Origin of the sequence: Bianquea renquensis (assembly GCF_014384895.1) — a bacterium.
Lineage (GTDB): Bacteria > Bacillota > Clostridia > Lachnospirales > Bianqueaceae > Bianquea > Bianquea renquensis.
The window spans coordinates 1-12,330 of sequence record NZ_JACRSQ010000050.1; the positions used below are offsets into that span (position 1 = coordinate 1).

The following is a 12,330-nucleotide window of genomic DNA, read 5'->3' on the forward strand; positions in this document are numbered from 1 at the left end:
TGGCGATAGACATTATACCAGAAAAGGGAGGTCAATGCTCTTTTTATAGCAAATTTCCCTTAAAATCAAGGTTTTTATTAGATTTTGCAACAAAAAAACAGGTAGTTTTTGACACTACCTATTAAGTGCCGGAGGGATAAAAAATGAAACGACAAAAATTCCTTCTCATTGGCAATCATAATAACAGGAGCTTCAAAACCGGGGCGCTGTGTATGGATAGTCCGCTGCTCGGCACGGGGAACAATCACAAGTTACGTTGTTGACATCATAGCATATAAAAAGTATAATATGGCTAGAATATTACTATTACGTTTAAAGGGGGGATTTCCATGAATATTCGTCCGTCCGCGGCAATCCGTCAAAACTACAACGAGATTGCCGAGCAGTGTCGCAAGACCGCAGAGCCGGTTTTCCTGACTAAAAACGGCGAGGGGGACCTGGTCGTAATGGATATAGAAACTTATAACCGGCGGGAAAAAATGTTAAAGCTCAGAGAGGAACTGCTGGCTGTCGAAGAGGACAGAATCCATGGCATGAAGGGCTATTCCGTTGATGAAGTAGCCGCTATGATGCGTGATGCAATCAAGGGGGCGGCAGACCATGGAACAGCAGAATAGATACCGTGTGATTGTGTCAGGAAAGGCAACGCAGATGCTTGTTTCCCATGCTGCATTTCTGGCACAGGCCAGCCTTAAAGCAGCCGAGCAGCTAACGGTCGAATTTGAAAAGACTGCCAAATCATTGGAATTTATGCCCCAGAGATGTCCGTGGCTCACAGCGGAATATTTCCCTAAAAATGCTTATCGATATATCCTGTTTGAAAAACGCTATATGATTATTTTTCAAATCACAGATGATGTGGTCTATGCGGATTATGTGGTGGATTGCAGACAGGATTACAGTTGGATGATTCGCTGACAATAGAATTATGATTTGAAATCGTCGCTTGTTACAGGCGGCGATTTTTTTTGTAGCAAGATAACTTCGGGCTAAAATCGAGCTGTTGACAATCCTATTTTCCGTCCGTTCATTATGGTACAATGGAAAAAGAACCGTTTTGACGGATTCCACTCATATAAAAGCGAATGCCTCCGCCAAAAAACGTTGTCGGTTAGGGACAGGCCCGCAAACGCCCCCGCACAAATTTATTGTGAGAGTATTCCTTTTCATATTGACAAGGATTCGCCATGATCGATATAATAGTGTAGGTGGAAATGCGGAAATGCAGTGGTATACGTATGGAGTACGATCAATCGTTGAGGATGGGGACTGTGGTAGTGTGAAAAATAAGCTCCATCGCGTACTTTTCACACGGCAATTTGTGCCGGAGCGTCACAAATTGCTCTGATGGCAGAATTCGACCCGTCGCTAGCGCTCCAGAATGGAGAGTATTATGAAAAAAAGGAGACGGAACATCATTCTCTATGTGGTGGCGCTGGCATTTGTCGTCATTTCCATAGGGGCCTATATCGGGCAGCTGAACAGGATGATTTCCAACAATATGATTCTGAATATGGAGGAGCTTGCCCAGCACGATGTCCAGTCCATTCAATCTTCCCTTGGGACAAATCTGAATCGGCTGGAATTTATCGGACAGAGACTGCAAATCTACGATTGCGATACGATCACAAAGGTACAGGAGCTCCTCAATCTAGAGCGGACGACCAGCTTGTTTGACGCCATCTATCTGCTCGATGAAGATGGGCGGCTCTACACGGACAGTTTTCTGATTCAGGAGACGGACAAGCATCAATATGGTGCGTTTCTAAATATGGAACAGGATCACTTCGTCTTCCGCAATGATGAACAGCCGGGAATATTGGAGACTCGGAAGGAAACCGTGCTCTATGGCGTGCGCATGGATGGCCTGGAGGTGGAGGGGGTTCGCTTTGTCGCCATTCTGGGGCAGTGCAGCATCACATCGATTCAAAATCAGCTGCGAATTGACAGCTTTGGGGGACGAGGATTCAGCAGCGTGATCGATTCAAATGGATATTATATCGTCAATATCAATCGAACTGACAGCTTCAACCAGCGGGATAATTTCTTCGAGCAGCTTGACAGCGGAACGTTTAAGAAAGACGGCAGCGCGGAGTCGATACGCAAGGGAATTGCGGAGAATACATTTTTCATCGTATCGTATACGGATGAGGACGGCGGAGAGCGAATGCTGGGTTTCTCAGCGATTGAGGGAACCGACTGGACATTTGTGATTTCCGTGTCCACCGATGTATTCAAGGAACAGAGCCGCAATTTCATTTTGCTAACTGCGGTTATGCTGACGGTTGTGGTTCTGGCCCTTGTGGGCATGAGCGGTTTGCTCTACCGATCCAAACAGCGGACCGTAGAAGCCCATGCCAAGGCAAAGGCCAGAAGCGATTTTCTGTCCACCATGAGTCATGAGATTCGCACGCCGCTCAACGGGATCATCGGCTTGAACCATCTAATGTCAAAAAGCCTAGAGGATCGGGAAAAGTTAACGGAATATATCCACAAGATGGGCAACACAGCCCAATATCTTCTGGCCCTAGTCAATGACATTCTGGATATTTCCAAGTTGTAGGCAGGCAAGCTAGACCTGGCCAACGAGAATTTTTGCCTTATCTCTATGCTGGACAATCTGTGGTCCATGCAGCGGGATACCATCTGCACTCGGGGCATCAGCTTTACCATAGAAAAAGACATCCCCTATCCCTGTATCGTTGGGGATGAGGTTCGCGTTAAGCAGGTGCTGATGAATATTCTCAGCAACGCGGCAAAATTTACATCCGAAGGCGGCCGTATCACGGTTACTGTGACGCAGCAGGCGGGAGAGGATCACACAGTCACCACCCGTTTCCGCGTACAGGATACAGGCTGTGGCATGAGCAAAGAATTCCTAAACCATATTTTTGACACATTTACCCAGGAGCGCAACAAGATCAGCAGCAGCCAAAAAGGAACTGGGCTGGGAATGTCCATCAGCTATCTCCTGATGAAGCAAATGGGCGGTGACATCCTGGTGGAAAGCGAACTGGACAAGGGCAGCTGCTTTACGGTAGTCCTTCCGGCAGCGATCTGCGAGAAGAAACCTCTGGATGTAGTAAAGGAGACCGCCCCGCTGCTGGAGGATAAGGAGCTGCTTTCACCCAGTAAGAGGCACAATATTCTGGTGGTGGAGGACAATGAACTGAATGCAGAAATTTTGCTGGAGATTTTGAGGGAAGAAGGTTTCACCGTCACCCATGCGGAGGATGGCCAAAAGGCATTGCAAGCATTTCAGGCTTCGCAGCTGGGCGAGTTCGACGTCATCCTTATGGACGTACAGATGCAAGTTATGAATGGCTATGAGGCAGCTAAAGCGATTCGCGGGCTGGACCGGCCAGACGCCAAAACGGTCAAAATCTTTGCCTGCACGGCGAACTTCTTTAGGGAGGATCGGGAGCGTGCCATCGAAAGCGGCATGGACGATTTTCTGACCAAACCTATCGATGTCGCAGCGCTGCTAAAAAAACTCGGGGAGGTGTAACCGATGCGAAAAAATAGAGGAGTGCGGATGGCCTTGTCTCTGGTGGCTGCAATGTCCATGGGACTGTTGGCTGGCTGCGACGCACAGCAAAAGGAGCAGGTGCATCTGACAGTAAAGACACCGGCCCTGTCGTCGGTCTCAGTCTGCGACCCGGAAATTGATAGCGCAGATGAATTTTTGGTGAAGATGGCGCGCGCCTTTGCTGCACAGTACAGGGATGCAGACGTTACCATCGACGTTGTCACATTTAGCCAGACGGGGGAGGACGGAGCCGTTACCGACTGCTTCGACACGGAGAATGCCGTTGATGTGCTCTACGAAGGGTATTTCAACATGGCGACCTATATCCACACTGGCAGGGTCGTACCGCTGGATGACATAATCACCGACGAGATTCGCACAGACATTTCCGAAAGCACTTGGGCCATAAGCCAGATAGATGGTAAGACGTATATGATGCCATTTTTGAGCCTACAGAACGTTATGTCCTATAACAAGGCCCTGTTTCGCGAGGCAGGGCTGGACGCATTCATCAGCGGCGAGGACGAGATTCAGACGTGGACGCTGGAGGAATGGGAGACGATTCTGAATACGCTGGCGGAAAGATTGCCGGCAGGCAAATACCCTATGATGATGTATGCAAAAAATAATCAGGGCGACACGCATATTATGACCCTATTGCGCAGTCATGGCAGCGGCTTTTTCAATGAAAAGGGCAAGCTGAATTTGAACACGGAGGAGGGGATCGCCGCTCTCCAATGGCTAAAGGACGGCTACGACAGGGGATGGTTTCCCCCTAAGTGCGAGAATCTGGAAATTATTGATGCCGCGAATTTGTTTCGCAACGGCCAGCTGGCATTGTATGTATCCAATAATGCGCTTGTCTCGGTGTATCCTCATCTCGAAATCGGCTATGTAAACTTTCCAAGCCAGAGCGGCGATGGCTATGCCACGTCTTTCGTTACCGGCTTCGAGGTGTTTGACAATGGGGATGAGATGAAGGTCAAGGTTGGAAAGGATTTTGTGAAATTTATTTACCAACACGAGGAATGGCTGGATTACTCGGCAGGAGGCATCCCTGCCAGCAGCAGAGTGACGGAGAAGTATAAAGATCAGATCTTTATGCTGGATGCATTCCACCGCAACAATGAGAACGCGGTAGACTTCACCGCCAACAATCCAAACTGGCGCGGTGTCCGGGCCGTCTTTTTCCCGCATATCCAAGACCTGTTGCGGGGGGACAAAACAGCGGCGGAGGTTGCGGCGGCGCTGGATGCGGACTGCAATGCGGCCATTGAGGCGGGATATAAGAATAGCACTCTGCATCAATAATGGATTCTAAACCGTTGCCTTTTCTTCAGGTGCTCAGTTTGTGCCAGTATTTTCTGCCTGCATGGAGCGAATTGCGGAGATTGTCTCCCCATAGTCCCGCCTGACGTCGTCAAAATATTTGTCTGCGTTCTCATCAAATTTGCGGAGACGAAGCGCTTCGGTCAGGTTGTGGCTGGACTCCCCGAGTCTTGTGAATCCGAGGCTCAAACACACGCCCTTTAAGGTATGCGCCGCGCGGAAAGCTTCCTCGGCCTTCCTCTCTTCCATGGAATCGCAAAGTGTTTGATAATTGGTGTCATGTAGAAACATGGTGAGGAATTTATTCACCCGGGCTTCTGTGACAAGGCGGCTGACCACACCTTCATAATCGCCGCCAATTGCCTCATAACATGCTTTGAGTGTCATAGTTTTGCTCCTTTCTGTAATTGATTTTCTATGCCTTCTAAAATCTATTCTATGTCAAAAAAGAGGATCGTGACTTCGACTTCTTTTCAAATTTACTCCCCAAATTCATTAAACTGTGATATACTACTATATGGTATTTATAACAGAACAAGTCAATCAAATCCATACAATACAGTGACCCACAGCTCCCCAGTTTGTCTATTTAGTGAGCGATTGCGTCTTCTATTACATCTGCGAGGTGAACCAAAGATAGCTTATGTAAATTACACCTTTGGACAAGAGCCTCTGCATCATTTCTGTTCAGAAATACATCAGAGACGGATACAACGTGCTTTCCGGATTTGTCGTGATACGCGCATATTCCAAAAGCTGTATAAATTCCGACATCAGGATGATGCAGACTCTCTTCTATTACTTTAAAGCTTATCATGTTGCGTGCTCCTTTCCTTTTATTGTCAGTATTATAGCTGTACAATTGAGCAAAAGGGGACTTTCGATGAAATTGAATGGTTTTTCATTGAATATGCAGTCTTTTTGATGGTATCTTTATGGGGGGATTATGATGAAAATTGCAATTTGCGATGACAACTCACTGGATCGGGAGCTTATCTGCGATTTATTGCGCGTTTACTTCTCCGAAAAACCTTTTACATTAGAAATTGCACATTTTGAGAATGGGATCAATTTACTCCACGACATAGGGGATGGCAGCTTCTACGATATTATATTTCTTGACATTTATATGGACAGTCTTCTCGGGATTGATGTTGCGAAGCAGCTGAGAGACCGCGATTATCGTGGGGAGATCGTATTTGTAACGGCCTCTTCTGACTATGCGGTCGATGGATATGAAGTGCAGGCAAGCGCGTACCTGCTGAAACCGCACTCCTATGAAAAACTCAGTGCCGCCATGGATCATATTCTCAGAGGCAGGCGCAGCGAATGCATGTATTATGTAAAACATAGAAAAGATGTGATTTGTATTCCATATAATGAAATTTTGTATGTGGAAAGCAGTAATTCAAAATGTATACTGCACCGTACAAATGGTACATGTTACACTCTGTACAAGCAACTTGGCGATGTTGAAAGGGAATTAAAGGATATACGGTTTCTCCGCTGTCACCAAAGTTTTCTAGTCAATATGAACTGTATTCAGCAGATCCATGACAGGCAGTTTGAGTTATCCACTGGGGATACGGTGTTGATTCGGCAACGGGACTTTAAAAATATCCGCCAGCAGTATCTGGATTACATAGAGGGAAAGGGATAAGAACTAGCGATGTGCAAATAAGGCGGGCATCGCCACAAAGTGCTTTCAAAGGAAAAAACCGATGAGATCGTGACTTTGGAGATCACCTCCATATCTTTGACAGTTATATCAAGTATGCGATTAAATTTGCGGAAGCTCCGGTGATGGGTATGTCTCTCCATGAATATGCCCCAAACACCGATGCGGCCAAAGCCTATGCTGACATTGCTCTTGAGGTGATGCGTTGTGGCTAAATTGAACCTTCAAGAGCAAACCCGTTCTACTCGTTACGGCCAGTCTGATGAGGAGAATTTTGAAGATTTTGTCGTAAAGCCCTCGCTGAAAGTTTCCGGCAGGATCGTTTTGCTGCCTTTAGAACAGCTGGTGGAATATAAAGATTTCCATATCGGCGATCAGGTCATTGTTGCTATTTCCAAGTTCAATTATACCAAGAAACTGATTTACGGAAAAATCGTTGCCAAGTAGTAATATCGAAATGAACAGGATCTTCCCCTTCTTATTTTGGAATGCTCGAATTAAATGTGGATTAAAAATTCCGGTTTCGGAATTTTTATTGACACACTTGATAAATTGCGCTATAATGGGAACAGTAAATAAGAAGGAGGAGGATTCGTCATGGTATTGCGGAACGAATATTTGGAAAAATTGCGCTCCTGGAAAGATGAGCAGGTTATCAAGGTGGTTACAGGCATCCGGCGCTGCGGAAAATCCACGCTGTTAAAGCAGTACCAGGAATTGCTCAAACAGGAAGGCATACAGGAAGCACAGGTCATCAGCATCAATTTTGAAGAACTGGAATTTGAAGAACTGCTGGACTATAAAAAGCTGTATGCTTATATCAAGGAAAGGATGCAGCCGAATCAAAAGAACTATATTTTTCTTGATGAAATCCAGCGGGTGGACTCCTTTGAAAAAGTGGTTGACAGCCTTTATGTAAAGGAGAATACGGACATCTATATCACGGGGTCTAACGCCTATATGCTTTCCAGCGACCTGGCCACCCTTCTGACCGGCCGGTATGTGGAAATATCCATGCTGCCGCTTTCTTTCCGGGAATACTGCGCCATTACGAAGACAGACGGGGAAACAGCTTTTTCCGAGTATATGAAAAACGGCGGGTTTCCATATATTGCCGTGATGGATAAAACGACAGAAAAGGTAACCGCTTATCTCGAAGGGATTTACAATACCGTCATCGTTAAAGACATCGAAGAACGCCAAAATCGTCGGGAAAAAGATCCTGACAGGAGGAAGATTACGGACATTACGCTCCTAAAATCTATTGCCAAATTTCTGGCTAGCGTCATCGGCAGCCCGGTTTCCGTGAGAAGCGTCACGGATTACCTCATATCCAGCGGCAGGAAGGTATCTCCCAACACCGTTGACGATTACATTAGTGCATTGACGGATTCCTTTATCTTCTATGCTGTTGACCGCTTTGATATTGTGGGCAAGCAAATCCTGAAGGCAAACAAGAAACTGTATATGGTTGACCTGGGACTGCGGAACCATATCCTTTCAAAGAAGCACTATGATCTCGGCTTTTCGCTCGAAAATATCGTTTACTTTGAGCTTCTACGCAGGGGGTACAAGGTGAATATCGGCAAGGTTGGCAGCACTGAGGTGGACTTTGTAGCCGTAAAACAAGATGAAACGATATATTTTCAGGTAACGGCCGATATGAAAGCGGAAACTACTTTTGAACGGGAGATGAAGCCGCTTCAGAGCATTCAGGACAACTACGAGAAAATCGTGCTGACTCTTGACCGCTATACTCTTGGAAACTATGAAGGGATCAAAGTTATCCATGCGCTTGATTGGCTGGCCGGAAAATAGCGGTGATTAAACAAACAGGGCGCCCGGCGCGCGCAAATTGGACATCGACTGGAACAGGATGAAACAGCGCATTATCGCTGACCGCACAAAGAAATTTGCCGAGCTGGAGCAAGGTTTTCCGCCGGGGAGCTCCCGGAGGGCGATCCGTATGCCGAAATAACCGAATATACCCCCCAAAAACGCTGCGGGTACCTTTTAGGGTACTGGCAGCATTTTGGTAATCTTGTTATCAGCTATTACAGGAACATCGCCATATACAAGGGGAGGGTGATTTTTGTATCGCTCACACCCAAATTGCCGGAAACCAGCTTGTAAGCAAATGGTGGGGAATAGTCTTTGATAAAATTGTTCAGAGACAAAGTGGCCCCGTTTTTTGACTTGACCTCCACAGGGATTACGCTTCCATCTTTGGCAAAGAGGAATTCAATCTCCTGGGTATTCTTATCGTTTTTGAAATAGTTAAGGGAGAATCCACGCTTTATCAGCATATCGAATACCAGATTTTCATAGATTCCGCCCTTTGCCGGGCCGGTTAGTGTATCTTTGAGCAAAGCTTTTAGACGATATATACTTGATATATAGCTATGAATTTGACAAAACCATACGCATCGTTTTATAATGCGCCAAATCAATTCTCAGAAAACAAAGCGAGGGGGGGAACAGCCAGTTATGCCCCGGAATACGAGTTTGGAAAGCAAAAAAAGAGCCACCGAGTAGGCAACTCTTTTTCGGAATAAATCCAGTATTTATGCGGGTTTGCGGCCCTTATTTTAGTGCTTCTTCCACCGCAACCGCGCAGGCAACGGTAGCGCCGACCATGGGGTTGTTGCCCATGCCGATCAAGCCCATCATCTCCACATGCGCCGGTACGGAGGAGGAGCCTGCAAACTGTGCGTCGGAGTGCATACGGCCCATGGTATCCGTCATACCGTAGGAAGCAGGGCCGGCTGCCATATTGTCCGGATGTAAAGTGCGGCCAGTGCCGCCGCCAGATGCCACAGAGAAATACTTCTTGCCCATCTCCACGCACTCTTTCTTGTACGTGCCGGCGACAGGGTGCTGGAAACGGGTCGGATTGGTGGAGTTACCGGTGATGGAGACGTCCACACCCTCCCGGTGCATGATGGCAACGCCTTCGCGGACATCGTCAGCGCCGTAGCACAGAACGAGAGACCGCTCACCCTTGGAGTATGCAGTCCGGCTCAGCTCTTTCAGCTCGCCAGTGAAATAATCGAAGAGGGTTTCCACATAGGTGAACCCATTGATCCGGGAGATAATCTTCGCCGCGTCCTTGCCCAATCCGTTCAGGATAACCCGAAGGGGCTCTTTGCGAACTTTGTTGGCGGATTTGGCAATGCCGATGGCACCCTCCGCGGCGGCAAAGGATTCATGACCAGCCAGGAATGCAAAACATTTCGTCTCGTCGCTCAAAAGCATAGCGCCAAGATTTCCGTGGCCAAGCCCAACTTTGCGGTCATCTGCAACAGAGCCGGGGATACAGAAGGCTTGGAGTCCTTCGCCGATGGATTTCGCCGCGTCCGCCGCCTTAGTGTCACCCTTCTTGATCGCGATGGCCGCGCCGGTGATGTACGCCCAGCATGCATTTTCAAAACAGATGGGCTGAATGCTTTTTACGATACCATAGACATCAATGCCCTTTTCATCGCAGATTGCCTTTGCCTCTTCGATGGACGCGATTCCATACTTGTTCAGAGCGGCATTGATCTGATTGATTCTTCTCTCATAACTTTCAAATAAAGCCATTGTTGTGTCCTCCCCTTCCTATTCGTTTCTCGGATCGATGTATTTTGCAGCTTCTGCAAACCGTCCGTAGGAGCCCGTCGCTTTTTTCATCGCCTCATTGGCGTCCTCGCCCTTTTTGATCATGTCCATCATACGGCCAAGGCTGACGTACTCATAGCCGATGATCTCATCGTTCTCATCGAGCGCTAGGCGTGTGACATACCCTTCCGCCAATTCCAAATACCGAGGCCCCTTCAGCTTCGTGCTATAGGAAGTACCAACCTGGGTGCGCAGACCCTTGCCGAGGTCCTCAAGTCCGGCGCCCACGGGAAGGCCATCTTCGGAGAAGGCCGATTGCGTCCGTCCATAAATGATTTGCAGGAATAGTTCCCGCATAGCAGTGTTGATGGCGTCACAGACCAGGTCCGTGTTGACCGCCTCCAGCAGCGTCTTTCCGACCAACGCTTCCGAAGCCATGGCGGCGGAATGGGTCATGCCGGAGCATCCCAACGTTTCAATAAGGGCTTCCTCAATGATGCCATCCTTAACATTCAGCGTCAGCTTACATGCACCCTGCTGGGGAGCACACCAACCCACGCCGTGCGTTAACCCAGAGATATCCTTGATCTCGCGGGAATACACCCATTTTCCTTCTTCCGGAATTGGCGCACAGCCGTGACTTGCGCCAACGCGAACGGAACACATTTTTTCAACTTCATGCGAATAAACCATTTACACTCGTCCTCCTTTAAAATATGTATATCATGGAATAACTCGGAGTCATATGCTGTAACCCCTTGCTTTCAGGGAAATTCGGCACGGTACCAGTATAGCATATTGATATTTTAGTGTCAATTCCTAACTCTCCAAAATCCGGTGCCTTCCAGCGCAGATTTGGACGGCAATTTTCTTAAAAAAAATGAAATCCTCCATGTTTTCTATGAAATAATGCTATCTTTTTTTGGCGATCATGCTATAATGCATATGGAATTCTATTGAAACGGGATCAAAAGGAGTGACCTAGATGACCAATAAAGAATTGATCCGGCGGGTGATCGAATACAACGACCCGCCGCGCATAGGATACGATTTCAATCCGCCCCATGAAAAGGACTTGCGGTGGGTTCCGACGATCCAATTGAGGAATGCAAAATATGAACCCTACCTAACCTGGGGAACCTACCCGGAGCTTAAAAAGCTAGTGCCGGATTTTAACGGCGAGGTCAAGTATTCTGTGATGGGAAATCTCTATGGTCGCCTCAAGAAGGACGGCAATGGAGAGTGTATCAAGGGAGCCCTGGAGGACGATTGGAGTCTTCTCGACTCCTTTGAGATGCCAACCATCGACATGGATTTTAATGCCAGCATTCGCGCCATGAATTTACAGGACTGCCAGGATTTTGTTATGGGCAGTATGCCCGTCGGCGTATTTTCTACCCTCCGCGATCTGCGCGTCATGGATAACGCACTGGCGGATACCATCCTCGAGCAGGACAATGTCCGCCGGGTCCTGAGCATGGTACAGGATATTATGGTACAAATCGTCCGTCTTGGCAAGGACAATGGCCTTGACGCCGTCATCATCTATGACGACTGGGGGATGCAACACTCCACCTTTGTCAGCCCTGACATCTTTCGCCTCCTGTTTAAGCCTGTCTATCAGCGCGTCGCAGCGGAATGCCATGACCGGAATATGAAACTCTTTGTCCACTCCTGTGGACTTGTCACCGGCTTTATTGAAGATTTTATTGATGCAGGTGTGGATGTCATGCAGTTTGACCAGCCGGAAATCTACGGCAGCGCCAACTTAGCGAGAAACTATGGTGGACGTATGGCGTTCCACTGCCCGGTGGACATTCAGAAAGTTATGGCCACAGGGAATCGAGAGTACATCGAGAAAACCGCTTACGAGATGGTGACTGCTTTCAAGACCATCTGCGGTGGCGGTCTGATCGCTAAGGATTACCCATCCTGGCAGGATATTAACGTGGAACAGGAATGGGCAGATTGGGCGCGGAAGGTAATCGTGCAAAATTCCGCACTGTGAGGGGGCTAACTTTTACAGTTTATGCGAAGGGGCTGTCGTGAATATGGCCCCTGATAGGTAAGAAGGATCTGTTGCAGGGCGGAAAATCCCCTTGTTTGGATTTTGAAAAGCGCTCCTCGGTCTAAGCTGCTTTCTGCCCCTTTTTTTCCTTCCTAGTTTGCGATTTCCTGAGGTTGAGTGTGACGA

Annotated in this window: 14 protein-coding genes; 9 read left to right on the forward strand and 5 right to left on the reverse strand. The window is 47.7% G+C overall.

Features of this window, described 5'->3' with window-relative positions:
- Positions 1-329 precede the first annotated feature (329 nt).
- From H8730_RS16550 to H8730_RS16570, 5 genes are all read left to right on the forward strand, one after another.
- Positions 330-617 (forward strand): type II toxin-antitoxin system Phd/YefM family antitoxin, encoded by a 288-nt coding sequence (locus H8730_RS16550; RefSeq protein WP_177716922.1) that lies wholly within the window; start codon positions 330-332, stop codon positions 615-617.
- Positions 601-918 (forward strand): type II toxin-antitoxin system RelE/ParE family toxin, encoded by a 318-nt coding sequence (locus tag H8730_RS16555; RefSeq protein ID WP_177716924.1) that lies wholly within the window; start codon positions 601-603, stop codon positions 916-918. The genes H8730_RS16550 and H8730_RS16555 overlap by 17 nt, the downstream gene beginning before the upstream one ends.
- A 475-nt stretch (positions 919-1,393) precedes the next feature.
- The gene (locus tag H8730_RS16560; protein WP_249290211.1) at positions 1,394-2,563 is read left to right on the forward strand and encodes a histidine kinase dimerization/phospho-acceptor domain-containing protein; all 1,170 of its coding nucleotides are present in this window, start codon (positions 1,394-1,396) and stop codon (positions 2,561-2,563) included.
- A gap of 45 nt (positions 2,564-2,608) precedes the next feature.
- On the forward strand, positions 2,609-3,508 hold the full coding sequence (locus H8730_RS16565; protein WP_249290212.1) for an ATP-binding protein: 900 nt from the start codon (positions 2,609-2,611) through the stop codon (positions 3,506-3,508).
- 3 nt (positions 3,509-3,511) lie between these two features.
- On the forward strand, positions 3,512-4,840 hold the full coding sequence (locus H8730_RS16570; protein ID WP_177716928.1) for an ABC transporter substrate-binding protein: 1,329 nt from the start codon (positions 3,512-3,514) through the stop codon (positions 4,838-4,840).
- Between the two features lie 33 nt (positions 4,841-4,873).
- Here H8730_RS16570 and H8730_RS16575 read toward each other — a convergent pair whose 3' ends face one another.
- Positions 4,874-5,245, reverse strand: coding sequence for an Hpt domain-containing protein (locus tag H8730_RS16575; protein WP_177716929.1), 372 nt, complete (start codon positions 5,243-5,245; stop codon positions 4,874-4,876).
- A gap of 202 nt (positions 5,246-5,447) precedes the next feature.
- Entirely contained in the window at positions 5,448-5,720 is a 273-nt protein-coding gene (locus H8730_RS18135; RefSeq protein ID WP_430385398.1) for a DUF6514 family protein, read from the reverse strand.
- An 87-nt stretch (positions 5,721-5,807) separates the two neighbouring features.
- On the opposite strand from H8730_RS18135, the gene H8730_RS16580 reads away from it, so the two are divergent.
- The 3 genes from H8730_RS16580 (at position 5,808) to H8730_RS16590 (ending at position 8,354) form a co-directional block, all read left to right on the forward strand.
- Positions 5,808-6,518, forward strand: a complete 711-nt coding sequence (locus H8730_RS16580; RefSeq protein ID WP_249290213.1) for a LytR/AlgR family response regulator transcription factor — start codon at positions 5,808-5,810, stop codon at positions 6,516-6,518.
- A 225-nt stretch (positions 6,519-6,743) separates the two neighbouring features.
- Positions 6,744-6,983, forward strand: a complete 240-nt coding sequence (locus H8730_RS16585) for a hypothetical protein (protein WP_177716931.1) — start codon at positions 6,744-6,746, stop codon at positions 6,981-6,983.
- 150 nt (positions 6,984-7,133) lie between these two features.
- Complete coding sequence (locus tag H8730_RS16590) at positions 7,134-8,354, forward strand: ATP-binding protein (protein WP_177716932.1); 1,221 nt, start codon at positions 7,134-7,136, stop codon at positions 8,352-8,354.
- 236 nt (positions 8,355-8,590) lie between these two features.
- Here the strand turns inward: H8730_RS16590 and H8730_RS16595 are convergent, their stop codons facing one another.
- The 3 genes from H8730_RS16595 to H8730_RS16605 all read right to left on the reverse strand — a co-directional run bounded on the left by H8730_RS16595 (position 8,591) and on the right by H8730_RS16605 (position 10,829).
- A complete protein-coding gene (locus H8730_RS16595) occupies positions 8,591-8,986 on the reverse strand; it encodes a DUF4143 domain-containing protein (RefSeq protein ID WP_346726596.1) in 396 nt (131 codons plus the stop codon).
- A gap of 133 nt (positions 8,987-9,119) precedes the next feature.
- The gene (locus H8730_RS16600) at positions 9,120-10,118 is read right to left on the reverse strand and encodes a GGGtGRT protein (protein ID WP_177716935.1); all 999 of its coding nucleotides are present in this window, start codon (positions 10,116-10,118) and stop codon (positions 9,120-9,122) included.
- A gap of 18 nt (positions 10,119-10,136) precedes the next feature.
- Complete coding sequence (locus tag H8730_RS16605) at positions 10,137-10,829, reverse strand: iron-sulfur cluster assembly scaffold protein (protein WP_177716937.1); 693 nt, start codon at positions 10,827-10,829, stop codon at positions 10,137-10,139.
- Between the two features lie 292 nt (positions 10,830-11,121).
- Between H8730_RS16605 and H8730_RS16610 the strand changes: the two genes are divergently transcribed.
- Positions 11,122-12,144: a uroporphyrinogen decarboxylase family protein gene (locus tag H8730_RS16610; protein WP_177716939.1), complete on the forward strand. Its 1,023-nt coding sequence runs from the start codon at positions 11,122-11,124 to the stop codon at positions 12,142-12,144.
- The last annotated feature ends 186 nt before the right edge of the window (positions 12,145-12,330 follow it).